The 21,778-nt window shown below is 70.9% G+C and carries 20 protein-coding genes and 1 pseudogene; 13 read left to right on the top strand and 8 right to left on the bottom strand.

Features of this window, described 5'->3' with window-relative positions; translation table 11 throughout:
* The first annotated feature begins 282 nt into the window (after window positions 1-282).
* From ACWDNY_RS22545 to ACWDNY_RS22535, 3 genes are all read left to right on the top strand, one after another.
* Window positions 283-1,188, top strand: a complete 906-nt coding sequence (locus ACWDNY_RS22545) for a serine hydrolase (RefSeq protein WP_451647590.1) — start codon at window positions 283-285, stop codon at window positions 1,186-1,188.
* Window positions 1,189-1,363: 175 nt separating this feature from the next.
* Window positions 1,364-1,882 carry an HAD domain-containing protein gene (locus tag ACWDNY_RS22540; RefSeq protein ID WP_451647589.1) on the top strand — a complete coding sequence of 173 codons (519 nt, stop codon included), beginning with the start codon at window positions 1,364-1,366 and terminating at the stop codon, window positions 1,880-1,882.
* Between the two features lie 183 nt (window positions 1,883-2,065).
* On the top strand, window positions 2,066-2,473 hold the full coding sequence (locus ACWDNY_RS22535; RefSeq protein ID WP_451647588.1) for a DUF6416 domain-containing protein: 408 nt from the start codon (window positions 2,066-2,068) through the stop codon (window positions 2,471-2,473).
* 327 nt (window positions 2,474-2,800) lie between these two features.
* On the opposite strand, the gene ggt is transcribed toward ACWDNY_RS22535, so the two are convergent.
* Window positions 2,801-4,600 (bottom strand): gamma-glutamyltransferase, encoded by a 1,800-nt coding sequence (ggt, locus tag ACWDNY_RS22530; protein ID WP_451647587.1) that lies wholly within the window; start codon window positions 4,598-4,600, stop codon window positions 2,801-2,803.
* A 224-nt stretch (window positions 4,601-4,824) separates the two neighbouring features.
* Between ggt and ACWDNY_RS22525 the strand changes: the two genes are divergently transcribed.
* Entirely contained in the window at window positions 4,825-5,580 is a 756-nt protein-coding gene (locus ACWDNY_RS22525) for a hypothetical protein (RefSeq protein WP_451647586.1), read from the top strand.
* A gap of 435 nt (window positions 5,581-6,015) precedes the next feature.
* Here the strand turns inward: ACWDNY_RS22525 and ACWDNY_RS22520 are convergent, their stop codons facing one another.
* The 5 genes from ACWDNY_RS22520 to ACWDNY_RS22500 all read right to left on the bottom strand — a co-directional run bounded on the left by ACWDNY_RS22520 (window position 6,016) and on the right by ACWDNY_RS22500 (window position 10,099).
* Window positions 6,016-6,456, bottom strand: a complete 441-nt coding sequence (locus ACWDNY_RS22520) for a DUF6278 family protein (RefSeq protein WP_451647585.1) — start codon at window positions 6,454-6,456, stop codon at window positions 6,016-6,018.
* A gap of 91 nt (window positions 6,457-6,547) precedes the next feature.
* Complete coding sequence (locus ACWDNY_RS22515) at window positions 6,548-7,327, bottom strand: exodeoxyribonuclease III (protein WP_451647584.1); 780 nt, start codon at window positions 7,325-7,327, stop codon at window positions 6,548-6,550.
* Window positions 7,328-7,394: 67 nt separating this feature from the next.
* The gene (locus ACWDNY_RS22510; RefSeq protein WP_451647583.1) at window positions 7,395-8,030 is read right to left on the bottom strand and encodes an MBL fold metallo-hydrolase; all 636 of its coding nucleotides are present in this window, start codon (window positions 8,028-8,030) and stop codon (window positions 7,395-7,397) included.
* 72 nt (window positions 8,031-8,102) lie between these two features.
* Window positions 8,103-9,395, bottom strand: a complete 1,293-nt coding sequence (pcaDC, locus tag ACWDNY_RS22505) for a bifunctional 3-oxoadipate enol-lactonase/4-carboxymuconolactone decarboxylase PcaDC (RefSeq protein ID WP_451647582.1) — start codon at window positions 9,393-9,395, stop codon at window positions 8,103-8,105.
* Between the two features lie 368 nt (window positions 9,396-9,763).
* Complete coding sequence (locus ACWDNY_RS22500) at window positions 9,764-10,099, bottom strand: IS110 family transposase (protein WP_451647581.1); 336 nt, start codon at window positions 10,097-10,099, stop codon at window positions 9,764-9,766.
* 35 nt (window positions 10,100-10,134) lie between these two features.
* On the opposite strand from ACWDNY_RS22500, the pseudogene ACWDNY_RS22495 reads away from it, so the two are divergent.
* Window positions 10,135-10,338: pseudogene (locus ACWDNY_RS22495) on the top strand (hypothetical protein); the annotation flags it as partial.
* Between the two features lie 396 nt (window positions 10,339-10,734).
* Here the strand turns inward: ACWDNY_RS22495 and ACWDNY_RS22490 are convergent.
* On the bottom strand, window positions 10,735-12,273 hold the full coding sequence (locus ACWDNY_RS22490; RefSeq protein WP_451647580.1) for a sulfatase family protein: 1,539 nt from the start codon (window positions 12,271-12,273) through the stop codon (window positions 10,735-10,737).
* A gap of 255 nt (window positions 12,274-12,528) precedes the next feature.
* On the opposite strand from ACWDNY_RS22490, the gene ACWDNY_RS22485 reads away from it, so the two are divergent.
* From ACWDNY_RS22485 to ACWDNY_RS22475, 3 genes are read left to right on the top strand one after another with little or no spacing between them, the layout of a single operon-like run.
* Window positions 12,529-12,726: an AraC family transcriptional regulator gene (locus tag ACWDNY_RS22485; protein WP_451647579.1), complete on the top strand. Its 198-nt coding sequence runs from the start codon at window positions 12,529-12,531 to the stop codon at window positions 12,724-12,726.
* Between the two features lie 49 nt (window positions 12,727-12,775).
* Entirely contained in the window at window positions 12,776-13,492 is a 717-nt protein-coding gene (locus tag ACWDNY_RS22480) for a response regulator transcription factor (RefSeq protein ID WP_451647578.1), read from the top strand.
* Window positions 13,489-15,087: a sensor histidine kinase gene (locus ACWDNY_RS22475; protein WP_451647577.1), complete on the top strand. Its 1,599-nt coding sequence runs from the start codon at window positions 13,489-13,491 to the stop codon at window positions 15,085-15,087. The genes ACWDNY_RS22480 and ACWDNY_RS22475 overlap by 4 nt, the downstream gene beginning before the upstream one ends.
* Before the next feature lie 339 nt (window positions 15,088-15,426).
* Here the strand turns inward: ACWDNY_RS22475 and ACWDNY_RS22470 are convergent, their stop codons facing one another.
* Window positions 15,427-16,755, bottom strand: a complete 1,329-nt coding sequence (locus ACWDNY_RS22470) for an aminotransferase-like domain-containing protein (RefSeq protein ID WP_451647576.1) — start codon at window positions 16,753-16,755, stop codon at window positions 15,427-15,429.
* Between the two features lie 284 nt (window positions 16,756-17,039).
* On the opposite strand from ACWDNY_RS22470, the gene ACWDNY_RS22465 reads away from it, so the two are divergent.
* The 5 genes from ACWDNY_RS22465 (at window position 17,040) to ACWDNY_RS22445 (ending at window position 21,776) form a co-directional block, all read left to right on the top strand.
* Window positions 17,040-18,356, top strand: coding sequence for an MFS transporter (locus tag ACWDNY_RS22465; RefSeq protein ID WP_451647575.1), 1,317 nt, complete (start codon window positions 17,040-17,042; stop codon window positions 18,354-18,356).
* Window positions 18,357-18,702: 346 nt separating this feature from the next.
* The gene (locus ACWDNY_RS22460; RefSeq protein WP_451647574.1) at window positions 18,703-19,008 is read left to right on the top strand and encodes an MSMEG_0570 family nitrogen starvation response protein; all 306 of its coding nucleotides are present in this window, start codon (window positions 18,703-18,705) and stop codon (window positions 19,006-19,008) included.
* Window positions 19,009-19,055: 47 nt separating this feature from the next.
* Window positions 19,056-20,354 (top strand): MSMEG_0569 family flavin-dependent oxidoreductase, encoded by a 1,299-nt coding sequence (locus ACWDNY_RS22455; RefSeq protein WP_451647573.1) that lies wholly within the window; start codon window positions 19,056-19,058, stop codon window positions 20,352-20,354.
* A 14-nt stretch (window positions 20,355-20,368) separates the two neighbouring features.
* Window positions 20,369-21,184: an amidohydrolase family protein gene (locus tag ACWDNY_RS22450; RefSeq protein ID WP_451647572.1), complete on the top strand. Its 816-nt coding sequence runs from the start codon at window positions 20,369-20,371 to the stop codon at window positions 21,182-21,184.
* Window positions 21,185-21,245: 61 nt separating this feature from the next.
* The gene (locus tag ACWDNY_RS22445) at window positions 21,246-21,776 is read left to right on the top strand and encodes an MSMEG_0572/Sll0783 family nitrogen starvation response protein (protein WP_451647571.1); all 531 of its coding nucleotides are present in this window, start codon (window positions 21,246-21,248) and stop codon (window positions 21,774-21,776) included.
* Window positions 21,777-21,778: the final 2 nt, after the last annotated feature.

The raw sequence follows: 21,778 nt of genomic DNA, 5'->3' as shown, positions 1-21,778 counted from the left end.
ACACCGCGGCCGCCCGGCTTCAGCACCCCGCCGTACGGTCGGCTGAGGACCCGTGCCGGGTGGTGTGCGGGTATCCGGGAGCGGTGCCACGTCCAGCGGGCCCCGGTGCCGACCCGACCGCCGCCTTTGTGACGGCCGTCACCCCGCCGGAGTGTGGGTCTGCCCACATTCGGCCCGGAAAGCCCGTCGCAGTGACGGCGCTCACTTCACACGTCGGCCGGTTTGCCTACGTTTACAGGCCTGTGCACCCCTTCTCCAGGAACTGCTGAGGCCTGCTCGACCATGCCCAACCGATCACTCCTCCCGCCACGCCCGAAGACCGCGCGCCGGCGCCGGGGGCGGCACACCGCAGCTCGCGCCGGTGTGCTCCTGGCGTCGGTGGCGGCCGTTCTCTCCGGCGGCGCGTTCGGCGCCGGTGCCGCGAACGCCGCGGCCGTGCCCACGCCGAAGGCCGGGACCCCGGCCACCTCCCCGACGACGGCTCGATCGCAGCACCCGGCACGCGTCACGTCCGCGGTGCTCGACCTCGACGGGTCGGCCCGGCAGCCCACGGTGCGCGGGGCCGACACCCCGTACGACACCGCGAGCATCGTCAAGGTCGACATCCTCGCGGCCGTGCTGCTCCAGGCGCAGGACGCCGGACGGGACCTCACCGCGCAGGAGCGCACCCGGGCCGAGGCCATGATCGAGCACAGCGACAACGCGTCCGCGAACGCGCTGTGGCGGCAGATCGGCGGGGCGCCGGGGCTGAAGAAGGCGAACCAGCGGCTGGGACTGACCTCGACGAACGGCGGCCCGGGCCCGAAGTGGGGGCTGACGCAGACGACGGCGAGCGACCAGGTCCGACTGCTCCGCACGGTCTTCGGGACCGGACCGGCGGCGAACACCGGCTCCACGGGCCTGAGTGAGGCGTCCCGGACCTATATCAGGACGCTGATGACCCGCATCGCGAGCGACCAGTCCTGGGGCGTCTCGGCCGCCGCCGACTCCGGCTGGGCCCTGAAGAACGGGTGGCTGCAGCGCAGCACGACCGACCTGTGGGACGTCAACAGCGTGGGCCGGGTCACGGTGGGCGGACACCGCTACCTGGTCGCGGTCCTCTCGGACGGCAACGCGACCATGGAGGACGGCAAGGCACTCGTGGAGCGCACGGCCCGGGCAGCGGTGTCCTCGGCGTCGGGTCACTGACGGCAGGCGGCAGGCGGCCGGTCCGGAGAGCGTCTCACCGAACCAGCGGCCAACGCGCCTGGCATGCCGCCGGGTACGCACATCCAACCGCCGTGACTGCCAACCCGGCGAACCTATGCGGTCAGAGCACTGGGGCGCGTTTCACTCCCCCGCCCCGCCGGGCTACCGTGCCGCCGTGACAAGCGCAGCGGAGCGCCCCATCCTCTTCCTCGACGTCGACGGCCCACTCATCCCGTTCGGGTCGTCGTCCAGTCGGCTGCAAGCCCCTGCTTCCGACTCCCAGGTGTCCCTCGACCAGGGAAACCCGCTGCTTGGACGGCTCGACCCAAGCCTCGGGCCGCGTCTCATGGCCTTGGGCTGTCATCTCGTGTGGGCCTCGACCTGGATGGAGGAGGCGAACGAGGCCGTCGCCCCACGTCTCGGACTGCCGAGGCTGCCTGTCGTGGAGTGGCCGGACGCCTGCGCCCACGACAACCCGCGCGGCTTGCACTGGAAGACCCGCCCTCTTGTCGAGTGGGCCAACCGCCGGCCGTTCGTCTGGGTCGACGACGAGATCAGCGCCATGGACCGCCTCTGGGTCGCTGCCCAACATCCCGGGCCGTCGCTGCTTCATCGCGTCGACCCGACCAAAGGTCTCGTAGACGCCGACTTCTCCGCGCTCGCCGGTTGGCTCCGTGCCGCTGCGCCGAGCTGAGCCACAAGACCAGGCGATTGGAAGGCGCCTTGTGGCTGCGTCCCGACCTCCTTTTGACCTGTGCCTCATCCTCAGCTGAACTGCTTGCCGATAGGACTTCGACACGGATTCGACACGCAGTGGCCTGGTGGCTCTGTACGGTGCGAACGTACACACGCCAGGGACGAACTGTTGGGGGCGGGCATGACGGAGTATCTGTCTGAGGTTGATCCGCGATGGGCTGAGCACTCTGGCGAAGAGGGGCACTACGGTGCCCCGGAATGGGGTCCGGAGGACTTGGAGCGCGCGGCAACGTTCTCGGCTGAACTCGCGCCGCAGGCCCGGCGGGTGTTCGAGTACCTGTTGCGCAACCCTGGCCGGATGATCCACTGCACGGAGCTGGTGGATGAGGCCCTGGGCGGGCCGAACGAGAGTGATCCAGCGCGGCGCGTGGCAGGGGTGCTTTCCGGGATGAGCAAGGGACACAGCAACAGTGAGCGGCGGCTTCCGTTCTACTGGTGGGAGGCTCCCGAGGGGAGCGCGGGCGCAACGTACGCAGTCCGCCCCTCGGTGGCAGCAGTGTTCCTGGCTGCTCAGCTCGGCGCTGCGTGATCTGCACAGCCACAACTGATCACCGGCGGCCGTGACCTGCAGCCGCCTTATCGATCAATGCCCCGACCTGCTGCTGAGCTGTCGGTAGTTGTCGACGTTGGTCAACGTCGAGCGCCCTTCCACGGCCCGGGGACGGCCCGAGAGGGCGCTCGTGCGTTGACGTGAAGGACTGCGTCCGGTGCAGGTCCTCGTTGTCACTTCGCCGTGGCTTCGGGAGGACAGGGCCGTGCCGTGCGGCACGGCCAGGGTCCAGGAGAAGCCGGCGGCGGCCGCAGGCGGCCGCCGCCGATCCGCCGGGTCACCCGTTGGGTGACCTGCGGTGACCGCCTACCGCGTCGGGCGTACCACCATCGCCGAACCGCCGCCGCGCCGTACCTTCTCGGCCGCGGCCAGCCACCTGCCGTCGGGCAGGCGCTGCACGCCGGTGGCGGCGCCGATCTCCGGGTTGAGTTTGAAGGAGTGCCCGAACGCCTCCAGTTGCTTCCTCAGGTCGCTGTCGTACAGCGCCGGTTCGAGTTCCGTCTGGGCCGCGTTGCGCTGGCTGGCGCGGGGCGCGGCGATCGCGTCGACCAAGGGCAGGCCCCGGTCGAGGAAGCCGGTCAGGGTCTGCAGGACGGTGGTGATGATGGTGGCGCCACCGGGTGAACCGATCGCCACCACCGGCCGGTTGTGTCCGTCCAGCACGATCGTCGGGGAGATCGACGAGCGCGGCCGCTTGCCCGGGCCCGGCAGGTTCGGGTCGTGCACGGCCGGGTTGGCCGGGGCGAAGGAGAAGTCCGTCAGCTCGTTGTTGAGCAGGAAGCCGCGGCCGGGCACGGTGATGCCGCTGCCGCCGGTCTGCTCGATGGTGAGGGTGTAGGAGACGACGTTGCCCCAGCGGTCGGCGACCGTGAGGTGCGTGGTGTTCTCACCCTCGTAGGTGGTCGGGGCGGTCGTCCCGCCGGCGCCGCAGGCGGCCGGGTGGCGCGGGTCACCGGGGGCGACGGGGCTGGTGAGGACCGCGTCGTCCTTGATGAGGCAGGCGCGCGAGTCGGCGAACCGCTGGGACAGCAGTTCCTTCGTCGGCACGTTCTCGAAGGCGGGGTCGCCGACCCAGCGCCCGCGGTCGGCGAAGGCGATCCGGCTGGCCTCGATGTAGTGGTGCAGGTACTGCGCCTCGCTCGCCTTCGACAGGTTCGTCCGCTCCAGGATGTTGAGCGCCTCGCCGACGGTCGTGCCGCCGGAGGAGGAGGGCGCGATGGAGTAGACGTTCAGGCCGCGGTAGGACGTCCGCGTGGGCGCCCGGTACTTGGCGCGGTAGGCGGCGAGGTCCCGGACGGACAGCTCGCCCGGCCGGGCCTTCCACCCCGAAGCCGGGTCGACCGGAGGGTGGTTGACCGTGTTGACGATGTCCCGGCCCAGGTCGCCGTGGTAGATCGCGCCGACGCCCTTGCGGGCCAGCTCGGCGTAGGTGCGGGCCAGGTCGGGGTTCTTGAACGTGGAGCCGACCGCGGGGAGCCGGCCGCCGGGCAGGAACAGCTCGGCCGTGTCGGGGAAGTACCGGAACCGCGTCTCGTTGGAGGCGGTCTGCGAGCGGAACGTCTCGTCGACCTCGAAGCCGTTGCGGGCGAGGCGTTCGGCCGGCTTCAGGACCGTGCCGAGCCGCCTGCTGCCCCATGCGTCCAGCGCCGTCTGCCAGGTGGCGGGCGTGCCGGGGGTGCCGACGCTCAGACCGCTGCTGACGGCGTCGGCGAACGCTAGCGGCTTGCCGTTCTCCGTGAACAGTTGCGCGTCGGCGGTCAGCGGTGCCGTCTCGCGGCCGTCGATGGTGTGCACCGTGCGGGAACGGGCGTCGTAGTAGACGAAGTAGCCGCCTCCGCCGATGCCGGCGGAGTAGGGCTCGGTGACGCCGAGCGCGGCCGCGGTGGCGACGGCCGCATCGACGGCGTTGCCGCCCTGCCGCAGTACCTCGATGCCCGCGGCCGAGGCGTCCGGGTCGACGCTCGCGACCGCGCCGCCCCAGCCGACGGCGACCGGGGTCTTGGCGGCCGGTCGGGACTGCGGAGTGGGCGGAGCCGCCGCTCCCACCGACACCACGGCGGCCGAGACCGCCAGGACCGCCAGACTCCGTGGGACAGGGCGACGCATCCGCACCTCCAGGCTGCTTGCGTGGCTCGGTTCGCCGGCGGGGCGCCACCGCCGGCGCCGAACGCCCGTACTCGGCCGCCTCGGGCCTTCGTGCGCCCGGTCGCTCGGCATCGGCGCCCCTGCGGCTCACTCGCCAGGACCGTTCAGGCAGCCTAATCGATTGCCATGGCCCCGTCAGGAGCGTATCGAACACCGTTGCGTGCGACCCGCTAGCATGCGCGGCCATGACTGACGACGTGCGCAACATCGTCCTGGGTGTGATAGCGGCCGGCGTGAGCGCCGCGCTCGGCTGGCTCGCCCGTACCACGCTGTGGCGGCGCAGGCTCCGCCGCAAGCAGGCCTTCTTCGGGCTCCCCGACAACTCCGAGTCGCTGCTCGTGGTCAACCGGGACGCGGGCGGCCCCGAGTTGACGGTCACACGCCACGACGTGTTCGCCCTGCTGGAACTGTCGGCGCTCATCAAGGACTGCCATGCGCACGCCCAGGTCGTCGCGCACGACGCCGCGCAGCAGGGGTTCGGTGAGCGCACCGAGTTCTGCCTCGGCGGGCCCGCCTCGAACCGCCGAATGGCCGCGCACCTTCACTCCCTGCTGCCCGGCGTCCGGGTGAACGTCGAGGCCGAGCCGGGGCCGGAGCGCGGCGCCTACCAGATCGGCGGTGAGCGCTACCGGATGGAGCAGGGCCGCAGCGAGTACGTCCTCCTGGCCCGGCTCGTCGCCGGGGAGAGCCGCGCGGCACGGCCGGTGTTCCTCTTCTGCGGCCAGCGCGCCATCACCAACCAGGCCGCGACCCGCTATCTCGCCCGCCATCACGAGCGGCTGGCCCGCAAGTACGGCACCGACTCCTTCGTGCTGCTGCTGCGGGTGGTCAACTCCCAGGCGTACGGCCCGGACGTGGTCGAGCTCGTCGCGGACGTGACACGGGCCGCGCGGGCGCCCCTGCCGGAGCAGTCGCGTACCTCGCAACGGGCCGCGGACTGACGCGGAGCGCCGGGGGTGCGGAGGCCTCGCGGTCCGGCCGGCGCTGCGGCGCGGAGCCGACGGTCGTGAGCCGGGCCCCGGTCGGCCCCTCCCCGTGCCGAGCACAACCCGCCGGCGCGCAGCTGACCTTCTCCTCGCCTGCGGACGATGCGTCGTGCGTGTCCGTCCCCCTGCGCGAGCAGTGATCTCCGGCTGCCGCCGGGCGGGCCTGGCCCTGGTGAACCGCTGCCCCTACGGTCCGGGGACCGTCGGAGGATCCCCTCCTTCCCGCAGCAGCGTTCCCGGTTCCTCCGCGGCCGGGCGACCGGGCGGAGGTGTCACCACGAGGATGAACGACACATCGTAGTCCAGGCCCGCCACCGGCATCCACGGGCCGGACGCATCGCCCGGAAAGGGCCGCTGACGTGGTATCGGTTCCTGACGACTGACGTCATGTCAGGACTCCCCCACCTCCGCGTACAGCTGGGAGAGTTCGGGGACGCCGCTGGCGGCCCAGTCCTGGCCGGCGGCCACGACGTCGATCTCGCGGCCGGAGGTCAGCCGGACGACGGGCCGGCCGTCGGGGAGGATCTCCCAGGACGCGCCGGGAACGGTGCGGACGATGACCGTGCCGAGGTACAGCCCGGCGTCGTTGCCGAGCCAGGGCAGAGTCTCCTCGTCGTCGCGCCAGCGCGGCACGAGCTGGTCCAGCGCCTCCAGCGAGGCCGCGGTGTCGTCGAGCCGGACGTCCTCCTGGGCCGCCTGGGAGCGCAGGAGTTCGCATTCGGCGAGCAGGGCGGCGATGCCCGCGCCGCCGTCCGCGCCCCCAGGGAACACCGCGACACCGGAACCGCTTCGGCGCTTGGTGCGCCTGTTGCCCAGAAAGGGGATGTTCATGCCTCCAGCGTGTCACCCGGACGGCCGTGGCGCACCGGTGCGTGCGGCGGTGCCGTGACCGCCGTCCGGGTGCAACGCACGCCATGCGCCCCTACACGTCCAGGTCGACCACGACCGGGGCGTGGTCGGAGGCACCCTTGCCCTTGCGCTCCTCGCGGTCCACGTAGGCGTCGGTGACGGCCTTCGCGAACGGCTCGTTGCCGTAGACCAGGTCGATGCGCATGCCGCGGTTCTTGGGGAAGCCGAGCTGGCGGTAGTCCCAGTACGTGTAGGGGCGGTCGTACTTCAGGGGCCGCGGGACCACGTCCGTGAGGCCGGCCTCACGCAGGTCGGCCAGGGCAGCGCGCTCGGCGGGGGTGACGTGCGTGCTGCCCTGGAAGGCGGCCACGTCGTAGACGTCCTCGTCCGTCGGCGCCACGTTGTAGTCGCCGAGGATCGCGAACGGGCGGCCGCCGCCGGCGTCGCCGGCGACGGCCGCCTTCAGCGCCTCGAACCACTGGAGCTTGTAGGCGTAGTGGGGGTGGCCCACCTCGCGCCCGTTGGGCACGTACACCGACCAGACGCGGACCGGGCCGCAGGTCGCGGAGACGGCACGCGGCTCCTGGACGCCCTCGTAACCGGGATCGCCCGGCAGGCCCTTGACCACGTCCGCCAGGCCCACGCGGGAGAGCACCGCCACGCCGTTCCACCGGCCGGTCGCGTGCACCGCGGCCTCGTAGCCCAGCTCGCGCAGCGGGTCGAACGGGAACTGGTCCTCGGCGATCTTGGCCTCCTGGAGGCACAGCACGTCGGTGCCGGTGCTCTCCAGCCAGGCCAGCAGCCTCGGCAGACGGGCGGTGATCGAGTTCACGTTCCAGGTCGCGATGCGCATGTCCCACAACCTACCGGGCGGGTCCGACAACGGTGCCGCCCGCCCGGTGGGCAGGCCCGCGGGCGACTCAGACCTCCGTCGACGCCCCCGGGGACAGCCGCAGGTGCTCCGCGCCGCCCAGGGCCCCGATCTGGCGGTCGTAGATCGGGCGGGCCAGCTCGGTGAGCAGGGCGTCGTGGATGTCGTAGGCGCGCTGCGGCTTCACCTCGCGCACGTAGTCGATCACCTCGGCGATCTTGTTCCACGGGGCGTGCACCGGCAGCATCAGCGTCTCGACCGGCCGGCCGGGCACGGTGAGGGCGTCGCCGGGGTGGAAGACCCTGCCGCCGTCGATCAGGTAGCCGACGTTGGTGATGCGCGGGATGTCCGGATGGATCAACGCGTGCAGTTCGCCGTGGACCTCGACCTCGAAGCCGGCGGCGGTGAAGGTGTCACCGTGGCCGACGGTGTGCACGCGGCCCGGGAAGGCGGCGGAGATCTGTTCGGCGACGGACCTCAGGGTCCAGACCTCCGCGCCCGGGTCGGCGTCCAGCGCGGCACGCACCCGCCCCTCGTCGAAGTGGTCGGGATGCTCGTGCGTGATGAGGATCGCGTCGGCGCCGGCGGCGGCGTCCTGCTCGCTGAAGCCTCCGGGATCGACGACGAGCGTCCGGCCGTCCTTCTCGAGGCGGACGCAGGAGTGCGACTTCTTCGTGAACTTCATAGTCCCATCCTGCCCCTCGTCGCGGGACGGCGTCACCGCACGGCGGTCGTGCCCCGGGCACCGGGCCGGCCGTCAGTCGGCCGGGGTGGTCTCCTCGCGGACGACCTGCTGCGCGACCTTGAAGGCGCGGTTCGCCGCAGGCACCCCGCAGTACACCGCGGCCTGCAGCAGGACCTCCTTGATCTCGTCCGGGGTGAGGCCGTTGCGCAGCGCGGCGCGGGTGTGCGCGGCCAGCTCCTCCAGGTGCCCGCCCGCGACCAGCGCGGTGAGGGTGACGCAGCTGCGGGTGCGCCGGTCGAGGCCGGGGCGGTCCCAGATCTCGCCCCAGGTGTAGCGGGTGACGAAGTCCTGGAAGTCGCCGGAGAACTCGTCCGCCCCGGCCAGCGTCCGGTCGACGTGCGCGTCGCCGAGCACCTCGCGGCGCACCTTGATGCCGGTGTCGTACGGGTCGGGCCGCCCCGCCGTGGGCTCCGTGGCGGCGGGGGCGATCTCGGCGATGGGCGCGGCCTGCACGGGCACGGCCGGGACCGGCCTGGCCGGGGGCACGACGACCGCCAGCTGCCCGCTGGTCGTCTCGAACGCGGGCTGCCAGGCGCTGGAGAAGTGCCTCAGCAGCAGGTCGGTGACGGCGGCGGGCTGCTCCACCGGCACCAGGTGGGAGGCGCCGGGAACGACGGCGAGGCGGGCGTCCGGGATGCCGGCGACCAGGGTGCGGGCCTCGGCGGGCCCGGTGACCTGGTCGTCGGAGCCGACGAGGACCAGGGTCGGCACCCCCACCCGGCCCAGCTCGGCACGGACGTCGAAGGAGGCGAGCGCCTCGCAGGCGGCGATGTAGCAGCCGGGATCGGTGGTGCGCACCATCTGCACGGCCCACTCGGTGATGGCGGGCTGGGCGGCGGCGAAGCCGGAGGTGAACCAGCGGTCCGGCGATGTGCGGGCGATGGGGTCCAGCCCGTTGGTGCGGACGATCACCCCGCGCTGGCGGAACTCGTCGGCGGTGCCGAACCGGGGCGATGCGGCGATGAGCGCGAGCGAGGCGAGGCGCTCGGGCCTGCGCAGCGCCAGTTCGACGCCGACCGCGCCGCCGAGGGCGCATCCCGCGTAGCCGAAGCGCTGCACGCCGAGCGCGTCGAGCGTGGCCAGCAGCCGGACCGCGAGGTCGGACACCGAGGCGGCCGGATGCGCGGGCGAGCCGCCGTGCCCCGGCAGATCGAACCGGAAGACCCGCCACTGCTTGGCCAGCTCCGGCACCTGCCGGTCCCACATGTGCCATGTGGTACCCAGCGAGGGCCCCAGGATCAGGACGGGAGCCTCTTCTGGCCCGTCAAAGCGGTATTGCAGGGTGTTCGACGGTGTCTCACTCACGCCCCAGACCCTCTCACGTCTCACGGACGCCCCTATAACGCGGGGGTGCGGGAAACCGGTCTGACCAGGTTGAAGACCTCTCGGGCGGCGCAGCAAAGGACGCCCCGGTGTTCAGTCGCTCGGGGTTGTCTCCCATGGTGATCAGGAGAGTGACGGCACTGTCCGGGCCGATGCCCACCGGTGCGAGTAGCTGTGGGGCGTGGTGTTCAACGAGCCGGGTCAGACGTTGGTTCAGCTCATTGATCTGCCCGGTGAGCTGTTCGATACGCTCCGCGAGCATTCTCAGAGTCACATGGGTGGCCTGGGCCACCGCGTTCTCGCCGTCCTCGCCGTCGTCCGGCCCGAGGCGTGCACAGGTGCGGAACAGCTCACGGTTGCCCAGGCTGGACAGTCGTTCCCGCAGTGCAGGCGGCGATGACCAGGACGGCTTTGAGCTGGTTGATCGCCTGGGTACGGGCCTTGACCGCGGAGTCCTTGGCCAGCTTGAAGATCCGGGCGCTGTGCACCGGACCGTCACCGGACTTGGCCCGGGCCAGGGCGCGGCCACTGAGCACGGCCCGCGCGGCGGCCTGCGCATCGAGCGGGTCCGACTTCCCCGGCAGCCGGCGGGCCGAGCGGTCGGGCCGGTTCACCTCGTATACCTCGACCTGCTGCGCCAGCAGGTAGCGGGACAGGCCCGGGCCGAAGGTGCCGGTGCCCTCCACACCGGCCCGGCTCCGTCCCCCGCTTGCGGGCCCACGGTACGCAGCCGTATGAGTTGATGCGCGGCATCGGCAACCTCTGCACCGGACGCGACAACGACCCCCACTACGACCCCCGACGCTTGATCGCTCTCCTGCTCCAGGGGCTGCAGGGACCTCACGCGTCCGGATGCCGACGAGCGGCATCGCGACCTGGTCCCTCCGCGCTTCCATGCGATCCGGTGGTCTGTTACCGCCTGTAGCGGAGGGGCTGTAGCAGTGCCGTACGAGCAGGGCCTGGACGCAAGCCTTATCTGCGCCACAAGTTCAACCAGCAACCGCGCACAGAACCGCACAGCGCCGCCGAGGTACTTGGCCCGACCAGCCACCGCAGCGACGCGTCATCTGCCAACCGGAGCGGGGACTCCGGCTACGACGCCGCAGGTTGGGTCCTGAAGGAAGACTTCCACAGGATGCGCCGCCGGCGAGCGCCCATGGCTGATGGCACCGACGCCTCCGGAGCCGTGTGCGCAGGCTCAAATCGTGCCCGGGGGCGGTTCGCATGAAGTGCGGAAGACCCCCGCAACCCCTCAGGGCGCTGGATGCGGGGGTCTTCGCATATCCGCAGCCGGATGCCGCCGAGCGCAGCCCGATGACGGCTACTGGTGCAGCCGCGACGCGTCCCGGCAGGACTCGGAGCCCGAACAACGGGCGAGCGCGGTCAAGGTCTCGTGCAGGGCTTTCTCTTTCCCGTCGCTCAGACTGCCTGCGAGATTCTTGAGCTCAGCGGGATCGGCCTGCGTGTCGTAATATTCGCGTTCCCCGTCCGCGTACTCGACCCAGAGACTGTCTGCGGTCCGAAGCGCCTCGTACGTCGGCGGATTGCCGCTGTCCTTCGGAGCCGCGTCGGGATCGCCCTCGGACGTTCCGGGATGGTGATGCTCGACCAGAACGGACTCACGCCAGTCCTTCGGCGACGATCCGTGGAAGAGGCCGACAAGGCTGAGACCGTCCACGGCCGAGGGCGGCTTCAGCCCCGCGAGTTGCTGGAACGTCGGATTGAGATCGGTGTTCTGCACCAGTTGGGAGGCGGTCCGCCCCGCCGGCACATCCGGTCCTGTCACCATCATGGGGACGCGGATATCGGTGTCGAAAGCGGTCTGCTTGCCCGGCCGCAGCCGGTGCTCACCCATGTGGAAGCCGTTGTCCGAGCCGAAGACCAGATACGTGTCGTCCGCGAGCCCCTTCTCCTTCAGCACGTCCTCCAGGCGGCCGATCATCCGGTCGACGGCCTGAACCGAGCGGACCCGCTTGGCGAACTTGCGGTCGATCTGCGTCTTCTCCTTGTCGCTCAGGGGCTTGAGATCGGCCTGCCACTTCGGCGCCTGCGCGGGCAGCCGATCGTAGGCGGCGCTCCTGGGTGCCTTGAGCCCCGGGTAGCTGTTGGCGTCGCGGGGCGCGGGCGTGGAGGGCCCGTGCGGCGCGAAGGTGGCGAGTTCCAGCATGAACGGCTTGCTGTCCGCCGCCGAGGAACTGATGAAGGAGACCGCCTTGGCGGACACCACGTCGGTCAGGTAGTCCTGCGGGTCATGGCCGTAGTGGACGACCTTGCCGTTCTCGTTGAGGTCGTAGTTGAACTCCGGATACCCGTTGCCGGCCACGTCCCATTCGTTCCAGCCCGGAGGCACGTACGGGTGACCGGTACCGCTGGCGTCCTTCGGCTCGTAGCCGTTGAGGTACTTGCCCATGAAGCCGGTGCGGTAGCCGGCCTTCTGAAGAGCCGGCGCGTAGCACTTCTTCTCGTCGCCGTTCTTCATGAAGGCGCCGTAGCCTCCGTCGTCCCCGTTGTTGGTGAAGACCCCGGTGTTGTGGGGGTACTGCCCCGTGAGTATCGAGGAACGCGAGGGGCAGCAGAGCGAGTCGGTGACGAAGTAGTTCGAGAACGTCGTCCCCTGCTTGCTCATCTGCTGAACGTGCGGCATATACCGCACGAGATTCCAGGAGAGGTCGTCGGTGAGTACATAAATGATGTTGGGCTTGCGGCCCTGTTCGGAACTCCCCGCCGACGAGGATGCGGACGCCCCGACCGCCGCGCTCTTGCCGGGCGCCGCCGAGCACCCGACGAGCAGCGCGGCGGCCACGGCAACCCACAGCAGGACCTGCCCTGCCGCACTCCTACCCAGTGACGATCCGTGCATCACTCTCAACTCCCACTAGTCTGCCGGTCGGTGGGCCAGCGAGAGTAAAAGCGCTTCTTGTGGATTCCTTGTGGTGCCGAAAGGCCCAGGTCATCAGCCGAGGTACGCATCCCACAGGCCCGGTGCCGAGGCCGAGGTCTACTTCGGAGATGTCACGGTGATGCTCGCCGGGGAACTGGTGACCCGGTATCTGTTCGCGTCCAGCTGTCGTACTCGGGCAAGGCCGTCCACCGACCCGTTGACCGCACTGTCGGCGTGTCCTCCGCCTTCTACGGGACCCCAGATGGGCAAGTCGAGACCGGCGACGACACCATCGCCCGTATAGGACGGCGCTGCGGATTCTCCGGTTCCGAGCACTTCTCGCGGAGCTTCCGCCGCATCATGGGATGCACGCCGTCGCAGTGCCGGACGAGGCGCTCCTGCGGTCTGGGGCAGAGCCTTCCCGTGCTTTGATCGGTCTCCTATGGGCAAGCTCGTTCGACGCGGTGAAACCGAGGTGTGCATGGCAGGCAAGGCCGGGCGGGTGCTGGTGGTCGACGACGACGCGGCGATACGGCGGTCACTGGCACGGGGGCTGAGGCTGAGCGGATTCACGGTGACGGTCGCGGACGGCGGTCACAGCGGTCTGGCGGAGGCCCGCGTCGGCCGCCCCGACATCGTCGTCCTGGACGTCAGCATGCCCGTTCTCAGCGGCATCGACGTGTGCCGGGCCCTGCGCGACGACGGCGACGACGTACCCGTGCTGATGCTCTCCGCGCTGGACGAGACGGCCGACCGGGTGGCGGGCCTACAGGCGGGCGGGGACGACTACCTGGTCAAGCCGTTCGCACTCCAGGAGTTGGTCCTGCGGCTGCACGCCCTGCTGCGCCGCCGCCCGCCGGCCGCCACCGCCCCCCTCCGCGTCGGCGGCCTCGTCCTCGACCCGGCCGCCCACCAGGCCGTTCTGGACGACCGGCCACTGCAACTGACCCGGCGCGAGTTCGCGCTGCTGGAGATCCTGGCCCGCAACGCGGGCATCGTGCTCACCCGCGAGCAACTGCTGGACTGGGTCTGGGGATACGACTTCCAGGTCCGCAGTGACGCCGTCGACACCTTCGTCAGCTATCTGCGGCGCAAGCTGGAGACAGGCGGCCGGCCCCGGATGGTGCACACCGTGCGCGGGGTCGGTTTCGTCCTGCGCGCGGACCGCCAGACCCCGCACATCGAGGGCACGCCGTGAAACTGTCCACCCGTATCGCGCTCGCGGTCGGCGTGAGCGTGCCCGTGCTGGTCCTCGCTTCCGGCTGGCTGCTGCTGCACCTGGTCAGCAGCGACCTGCGCACGCACCAGAACGACCAACTGCGCGCCCGCGCGACGGTCGTCGCCCAGAACGCCAAGGCGTATCTGGACGTGGCCGGGACCGACCACCCGCTCCTGGAGCAGGTCCGCCGACGCCGGCTGATCAACTCCGCCCGGGATGTGGGCGTCCGGCTGAAGGGGCCGCAGGACACGATCTCGGCCGGCCCGCAGCCCGAGCCGAACCCCACGCTGCCCCGCAACGCCCCGACGCCCGTCACCGTGACCTCCGGCGGCGAGGACTGGCTCGTCCTGTCACTGCGCGTCGGTGCCGTGGCGAAAGAGAGCAACACCCCGAATCTGTGGCTGCTGTCACCGGACACGGCCGAGGACGAATTGGCGCTGGTGCGCCAACGGGTGCTGACCGGTGCGCTGGTGGCCGCCGCACTGGCCGGTGCCGCCGCCTGGGCCATCGCCGCCCGGGCGGTTCTTCCGCTACGGCGGCTTCAGCGGCGTACCAGTGGACTGGACCCCAGGACCAGCACCGTACGCCTGGAGCACACGCCGACCCGGGTCACCGAGGTGGACGACCTGGCGTACACGGTGCAGACCGTGCTCGCCCGCTACGACGAGCAGGTCGCGCGCACCGGGGAGGCGCTGGCCACCGCCCGCGCGTTCGCCGCGACCGCCTCCCACGAGCTGCGCACCCCGCTGATGAGCATGCGCACCAACCTCGACATCCTCACCGACCACCCCGGCCTCGACCCCGAGGACCGGGCGGAGGTGCTCGGGGACCTCGGGCGCGAACACACCCGGCTGCTCGGGCTGCTGGTGATGCTGAAGGCGCTTGCACAGGGCGACCTGATCGAGGCGGACGCGTTCTCGCCACTGGACCTCGGGGAACTCGTGGAGGCGTCGGTCTGCGACCTGCGGCGCACCCGCCCCGACGCCGAAGTGTCCGTACGCGCCACCGCGGGGGTGCGTGTCGACGGCTGGGAGCAGGGTCTGCGCTCGGCGGTGGACAACCTGCTGACCAACGCCTGGACCCACGGCCGCGCCGAAGACGGCGTCGCCCGCGTCGAGGTGACCCTGCGCCCGCCGCTCGGTGGGCGTGAGGCGACCGCGGTGCTCGTGGTGGACGACCACGGCCTCGGCATCCCTCCCGAAAGCCGCGAGGAGATCTTCCAGCGTTACCACCGCGGCCCCGACAGCCCCGGCTCCGGCCTGGGCCTCACCCTGGTCGCCCAGCAAGCCGTCCTCCACGGCGGCCACATCACCGTGTCGGACCGCCCTGACGGCCGGCCCGGCACACGCTTCGAGCTCCACCTGCCGGCCACGGGCGTCCAGGACATGGAGTACACCCTGCCGCTGCTGCACCGCGACTGGCTGACTCGAACCCCCGAACAGGCCCCGCCGGGCCTGTTCACCAAGCGAACCCAGAGTCCCGTCAGAACGGACCTCGGTGGGGCCTCGCCGTATCACCCACGTGTCACACAGCCATCACCAACTGGGCAGACCCTCCCGGACCAAGAGCCCTGACCTGCTATTTCATGTCCGCACTGGACTGGCATAGACGTCCCTGGACGGTCTCTACCACCTGTGCCAGGTGGTAGCCAGTGAGGGACCGAGGATCAGGACCGGGGCATCTTCTGGTCCGTCAAAGCGGTATTGCAGGGTGTTCGGTGGTGTCTCACTCACGCCCCAGACCCTCTCACGTCTCACGAAATCTCACACGGCCAGGTGAACCCGGCGGCTCGTGACCTCGCGGCGCGACACGCCCGGCACCACCGAGACCTTCCGTCCACGCGTCGGCCCCGGTGACCGGTCCGACGAGCAGAGGGTGTTGAAGCAGGACTGGTCGTGGCGGGTGGCCGGTCGTCAGCCGAGGCCGGCGGTGTCCGGTCGGCTGTGGATGAGCTTCGCCAGGGTCATCAGCGCCCGGCGCAGGGTGTCGTCGTCGGCATCGGCGTTGAGGCCGACGCGGACACCGAAGGCGGCCTGGCGCCGGACGGCTACGTACTCGTCTCCGGGTGACACCAGAACGCCGGCGTCGCGGGCAGCAGCGGTGAACTGGCCGACCGTCCACGGCTCTGGAAGAGGCAGCCACAGGTGGGGAGCGGCCGGAGTGATCCGGGCGCCGAGGTCGGCGAGGATCCCTGCGGCCATCGCGGTGCGCGCCGCGACGGCGGTCCGCCGGGCGGAGGTGATGGCCGCGGCAGTGCCGTCGTCGATCCAGCGCGTGAGGATCTCGCCCATGAGCGGGGCCGCGAGCCAGGTGGTCGCCCGGAGCGCGGCCGCCAGGTCGGTGTGGGCCGCCTCGGGGGCGGCGACCACGCCGATCCGCAGTCCGAGTGTGAGCACCTTGGCGGCACTGGACACGTAGCACGTACGGTGCGGCAGCAGTGCGGCCAGCGGCTCGGGGCGCGGGGCGGCGAGCGGTCCGAGCGGGTCGTCCTCCAGCACCCAGACGCTCGCCCGGTCGCACACCTCGGCGAGCTCGATCCGCCGGGCGGCCGGCATCGTACGGCCGCCCGGATTGGCCAGTGTCGGCTGCAGGTACACGAGCCTGACCCGGTCCGCGGCGCAGGCGCGGGCCAGCGCGTCGGGAAGCATCCCGTCGTCGTCGCAGTCGACGGTGGTCAGCGGCACGCCCAGGTGCCGGGCGGCCGCGATCAGCCCGGGGTTGGTCAGGGGCGCCGTCGCGACCGCGCCCCCCGCTGCGAGTGCGAGCAGCGTGATGGTGAGGGCGTGCTGCGCGCCCGCGGTCAGCAGCACACGTTCGGGCGCCGGCCGAAAACCCGCGTAGGAGGCCCAGGCGGCCCCGGCAGCACGGTGGGCCGGCGCGTCGGTGCTCTGTTCGGTCTCGGTCACCGACCGCAGCGCGTCCGGATCGGCGGCCAGTGCGCCGAGCGTCGCGCCCAGCAGAGCGGAAGGGTCGACGCCGCCGGTGATCGGCGGGTGCAGTGAGGCCAGGTCGACCGCCCCGGAGACCGGGGTGCCGGCCAGGCCGAAGCCGGATCGGACGAAGGTTCCCCGCCCCACCTCACCCGCGACCAGACCGCGCCGCTCGGCCTCCGCGTATGCGCGGGCCACGGTGCCCACGGTCACGCCGAGAGTACGGGCAAGGCTCCGGTGGGTCGGCAGACGGTCCCCGGGCCGAAGCCGGTCGCGCGCGATGTCCGCGGCCAGCCGGTCCGCGACCCCCACGTATGCGGGTCGCCCTTCGGGGAGGGGGCCCGGATCCCACGTACCACGCACCGTTCCCACCAGATCCTCACCTCTAACCGGGGCAGATTGACTCCATCAAAGTCGCCGATTGTCGTCATGTCAAACACCGACGAACAGCCCAACAGGCCGAGCCAGCGCTCATTGCACCGGCGTTTTCATTACCGCTTTGCAAGATTGAACCCATCGATACTGTCAATTGACACCCTCTGATCTCAGCCCTACGGTGTCAATCCCTCGAACCGCCCCGAAAGGACGTCCCGCCGATGCGTTGGCACCCGGTATGGTCCGACTCCGGATTCCGAGCCCTCTGGGCAGCATCCGGAGTGAGTCTGATCGGCACCCAGGTGTCGGTGCTGGCTCTGCCGCTGACCGCGCTCATCGCGCTGCATGCCTCGGCCTTTGAGGTGGCGTTGCTGACGGCGGCAGGTACAGCCCCGTTCCTGCTGCTCGGCCTCCCGGCCGGCGCCTGGGCCGACCGGTGGCCGCGGCGCACCCTCATGGTCGCCTGCGACCTGGGCCGCGCCGTGCTGCTGGCGAGCCTCCCCGCGGCGCAGCTGGCTGGGGCGCTGACCCTCGCGCAGCTCTACCTCGTCGCACTCGGGGTCGGCGTGCTCAGCGTCTTCTTCGACATCGCCTCGCTGTCGGTCCTGCCCTCCCTGGTCGGCGGTGACCGGATAGCACCGGCGAACGCACGGCTCGAGACAGTCCGGGCCGCATCCCAGACCTCCGGGCCGGCGATCGGCGGAACGCTCGTCCAACTGCTCACCGCGCCCTTCGCACTTGCGCTCGACGCGCTGAGCTACCTGGCCTCCGCCCTCCTGCTCCGCGGCCTGCCGCCGCTGCCCGCCCCCGCCGCCCCCGAACGGCCCGCCGGGACGCTCACCCGGATCGGCGAAGGGCTACGGTTCTGCCTGAACCACCCCTACATCCGCCCCCTGGCCATCGGCGCGGCCTGGCTCAACTTCTGGACCGAAGCGCTCCTGGCGGTCTTCCTCACCTACGCCGTGCGAGAGCTCCACCTGTCCGCGGCCAGGGTGGGCACGGTCCTCGCGCTCGCCGGTCTCGGCTACCTCGCCGGTTCGCTCCTGGCACCGCGCCTCAACGCGCGAATGGGAGTCGGGCCCGCCATCGTCCTCGGCGCGGCCCTCAACGGCGGCTTCCTGCTGGCCGCCTGCGCGCCGCGCACAGGCACCACCGCCTGGCTCGTGATCGGCTTCACCGTCACCGCCACAGGCGTCAGCGTCTGGAACGTCAACGCCGTCAGCCTCCGCCAGGCTACGACTCCCGACGGCTTCCTCGCCCGGATGAACGCGGCCAACCGCTTCCTCATCTGGGGCACCATGCCACTCGGCGCGGCGGCCGGCGGCCTGCTGGCCGATCGACTCGGCCTCCACGACACCGTGGTCGTCTGCGCCCTGGCGGCTCCGGCGTGCGCCCTGCCCGTACTCCTTTCCCCCGTGCGGAAGGTGAGGACCATGCCGCAGCCGACGGCCCCTGCCGCGACCGCGCCCTCGGCGGAACCGCCGTCCACCGGTTCCCAGCCACAGGTCGCCGACCCGGTGGGCGAGGCCGCACGATGACACGGCTCACACGCTGGGACTCCGGACCGAGATGGGGCCCGACGTCACGGGCCAGGCTGGGAGACGATCAAAACTGCTGCTCCGGACGGCGGCGTCAGCAGGTGCGGCTGCGCCTTCGTGCACGCCAAGAACTTGATTCCCGCGGGCCGACGGCAAGTCAAGGTGCCCTTTCGGGCGCGGATTTGCCTCTGAGGCAACTACCGGTACACGGTCACTCACTCGAGGTGAGGAGCATGTAACGCCGCCTTATTCCGGATGCCTCGGTTCGGTAATCGCTCCTGGCTGAAGTTGTCCTCACAAGCAGCGGCGAGGTGTCAAGGCCTCGGCGCCTCGCATGGAGGACTTCATGCCTGAGATCTATTTCCATGTGCGCTGGCCCGATGGCGTGACCCAGCGCTGCTACTCCCCCTCCACGGTCGTCGAGGACTACTTCGTGGCCGGCCGCGCGTACGAACTCACCGACTTCGTGGAGCGCAGCCGCACGGCGCTCGGTATCGCCGGTGAGCGGGTGAAGGAGAAGTTCGGCTTCTACTGCACCGGCGCCTCCGACCAACTCGCGCAGATCGAGCGGACCGCCGCCCTCTATGCGGTCGCCGACGGGGCCAAGGTCACCGTCGAGTCCCTGGTCAACGCAGACGGGAGCACGCGATGAACCCCACGCCAAGGCCGGCCGAAGTCCTCCCCCACAGCCTGAAGGGCATGGGAGCCACCCCCATCCCGGTGGCCGTGATCGGCGGCGGACAGGCCGGTCTGTCGGTCAGCTACCACCTGCGTCAACGAGGCATCGACCACATCGTGATCGAGGCGAACCGGGTCGGCCACGAGTGGCGCGAGCGCCGCTGGGACTCCTTCTGCCTGGTGACGCCGAACTGGCAGTGCAAACTGCCGGGCTTTCCCTACCAGGGCGACGATCCGGACGGGTTCATGGTCCGGGACGAGATCATTCAGTATCTCCAGGACTACGTGGCCTTCTTCCGGCCGCCGCTGGTGGAGGGCGTATCCGTGACCGGGCTGCGGCGCGCCGCCGACGGCCTCTTCGAAGTGGCCACCACGGAAGGTGAGTTCACCGCCGAACAGGTGGTGGTGGCCACCGGTCCGTACCACGCCCCGTCCATCCCGCGGATGGCTGAGCGGCTGCCCTCCCACGTCGAGCAGATCCACTCCTCCCGTTACCGCAACGCGGGCCAGCTCCCCGAGGGCGGCGTCCTGGTCGTCGGTACCGGTCAGTCCGGTTGCCAGATCGCCGAAGACCTGCATCTCGCCGGGCGGCAGGTCCACCTGGCCGTCGGCAGCGCGCCCCGCGTCGCCCGCTTCTACCGCGGCCGGGACTGTGTGGCCTGGCTCGACGACATGGGGCACTACGCGAAGAACATCGACGAGTTCGACGACGCCGGTGCCGTCCGGATGCGGGTCAACCACTACGTCACCGGGCGCGACGGCGGCCGAGACATCGATCTGCGGGCGTTCGCCCGGGACGGCATGCGCCTGTACGGGCGGCTGACCGGGGTCGACGCTGCGGCGCTGGAGTTCGCGGACGACCTGAAGGTCAACCTGGACCGGGCGGACGCGGTGGCCGAGGGCATCAAGGACGCCATCGACGCCCACATCTCAGCGCACGCGCTCCACGCCCCCGAGGAGGCACGGTACGTACCGGTGTGGGAGCCCTCCGGGCACGTGACCGAACTCGATCTGGCCGAGGCGGGGATCACCTCCGTCGTCTGGGCCACGGGCTTCACCCGCGATCACCGGTGGATCGAGATACCCGTCTTCGACGGCCGCGGCTACCCCATGCACTGGCGCGGCGCGACCAGCACACCCGGCCTGTATTTCCTGGGTCTGCCCTGGCAGTACTCCTGGGGCTCCGGCCGCTTCGAAGCGGTGGGCCGGGACGCCGAGTTCCTCGCCGGCCACATCGACACCAGCCGCCGCCTCACCGACGTGTGCGGCGCCCTCACCGGAGTGCCGGCCTCCGTCGCCTCCGCCGTTCCCCTGGGCTGACAGGAACCACAGTCATGGTCTACGACGCACACCGCCACATCGGCGTCCTGCCCGCCTACCCGTTCTACGGCGGACCGCCCGTCAACCCGGACACCACCGCCCGCGCGACCGTCAAGCAGCTCGTCGCCGACCTCGATGCCGAGGGCACCGAACGCGCCCTGGTCATCCCCAACTACGGCGTCCCCGACCCCGCCATCGCCTTCTCCTTCAACGAGCTGGCGATCGAGGCCGCGCAGAGCGACGACCGCATCCGGGCCGGCCTGTGGGTGTCCCCGCGCCCCGAGGACACCGAACGCACCGAGCAGGCCCTCGCCCTGGCGGGAGAGGACGGCGTACGAGCCCTGAAGCTCAGCTTCCTGCTCGGCGGCCACCCCACGGACCCGGCCTGCCGCCCGCAGCTGGACCGGATCTTCCGGACGGCACAGGAGCACGGGCTGATCGTCCATGTCCACACCTCCCCGGGCGCCGCGTCCGACATCGACGAGGTCGGCAACCTCGTCGACTGGTACGCCGACCAAGTCCCCGTCCACCTCGTGCACTTCGGCGGCGGGATGAGCGGTCACATCAAGCTCGTCGGCTCGCGCTTCTTCGACTGGATCGAGTCCGGCAAGCGCGTCTACACCGACCTCTCCTGGGCCATCGGCTTCACACCGCGCTGGCTGGCCCAGGAGATCGAGCGCCGCGGCATCGGCCACGACCGGGTGCTCTTCGCCAGCGACCAGCCGTGGGGCGACTTCACGGGCGAGTACGCCCGCCTCGCCGAAGCGACCGGCGGCGGCGAACTCGGCGAACTCGTCTTCAGGGACACCTTCGCCACGCTCTACGACTGACCGGCCCCACCCCTTTCCGTACCAACCAAGTACCGAGCAAGTACCGAGCAAGGAGACAGCCATGTCCGAAACCGCCTCCGCCGCAGAACTCACCGACGTCGAGCAGAAGTCCCTGAACGAGATCCCGCACCCCTCCCTGCCCGAGGGTTCCAGCATCTACGGCTCCACCAAGGTCTTCCCCGACTACCAGGCCGAGAACGGCGAGAGCTACTTCACCCTGGTCCACGGCATCGCCCACGAGTCGTCCGTGTCCTTCGTGGCCGTCCTGCAGGCCACCCGCGCGCTGCGCAAGGGCTTCGACGCCGGCATCTACTTCTACGGCCCCGGCTCCCTCAACTGCCTTGCCACCCGCGGCTTCCCGACCGTCGGCAACTCCGCCTTCCCCGGCGAGCACAACATCAACAACCAGCTCAAGACGTTCATCGCCGAGGGCGGCAAGGTCTACTGCTGCCGATTCGGACTGTCCCTGCACGGCGCCCGCGAGGAGGACCTCATCGAGGGCGTCATCCCCACCCACCCCCTCGACGTCCAGGACGCGCTGATCCACTACGCGCGCAAGGGCGCCATCATCAACTCCACCTACCAGCTGTAAGG

The sequence above is a fragment of the Streptomyces sp. NPDC003697 genome (assembly GCF_053587115.1).
The sequence above is the reverse complement of the archived record's forward strand: the minus strand, read 5'-3'. Positions and strand labels throughout refer to the sequence as shown.

Excerpts from the sequence above, each read along its gene's own strand:
- ACWDNY_RS22545 (WP_451647590.1), top strand. The coding sequence starts at position 283 with ATGCCCAACCGATCACTCCTCCCGCCACGCCCGAAGACCGCGCGCCGG.
- ACWDNY_RS22535 (WP_451647588.1), top strand. The coding sequence starts at position 2,066 with ATGACGGAGTATCTGTCTGAGGTTGATCCGCGATGGGCTGAGCACTCT.
- ggt (WP_451647587.1), bottom strand. The coding sequence starts at position 4,600 with ATGCGTCGCCCTGTCCCACGGAGTCTGGCGGTCCTGGCGGTCTCGGCC.
- ACWDNY_RS22525 (WP_451647586.1), top strand. The coding sequence starts at position 4,825 with ATGACTGACGACGTGCGCAACATCGTCCTGGGTGTGATAGCGGCCGGC.
- ACWDNY_RS22520 (WP_451647585.1), bottom strand. The coding sequence starts at position 6,456 with ATGAACATCCCCTTTCTGGGCAACAGGCGCACCAAGCGCCGAAGCGGT.
- ACWDNY_RS22515 (WP_451647584.1), bottom strand. The coding sequence starts at position 7,327 with ATGCGCATCGCGACCTGGAACGTGAACTCGATCACCGCCCGTCTGCCG.
- ACWDNY_RS22510 (WP_451647583.1), bottom strand. The coding sequence starts at position 8,030 with ATGAAGTTCACGAAGAAGTCGCACTCCTGCGTCCGCCTCGAGAAGGAC.
- ACWDNY_RS22490 (WP_451647580.1), bottom strand. The coding sequence starts at position 12,273 with ATGCACGGATCGTCACTGGGTAGGAGTGCGGCAGGGCAGGTCCTGCTG.
- ACWDNY_RS22480 (WP_451647578.1), top strand. The coding sequence starts at position 12,776 with ATGGCAGGCAAGGCCGGGCGGGTGCTGGTGGTCGACGACGACGCGGCG.
- ACWDNY_RS22465 (WP_451647575.1), top strand. The coding sequence starts at position 17,040 with ATGCGTTGGCACCCGGTATGGTCCGACTCCGGATTCCGAGCCCTCTGG.
- ACWDNY_RS22460 (WP_451647574.1), top strand. The coding sequence starts at position 18,703 with ATGCCTGAGATCTATTTCCATGTGCGCTGGCCCGATGGCGTGACCCAG.
- ACWDNY_RS22455 (WP_451647573.1), top strand. The coding sequence starts at position 19,056 with ATGGGAGCCACCCCCATCCCGGTGGCCGTGATCGGCGGCGGACAGGCC.
- ACWDNY_RS22450 (WP_451647572.1), top strand. The coding sequence starts at position 20,369 with ATGGTCTACGACGCACACCGCCACATCGGCGTCCTGCCCGCCTACCCG.
- ACWDNY_RS22445 (WP_451647571.1), top strand. The coding sequence starts at position 21,246 with ATGTCCGAAACCGCCTCCGCCGCAGAACTCACCGACGTCGAGCAGAAG.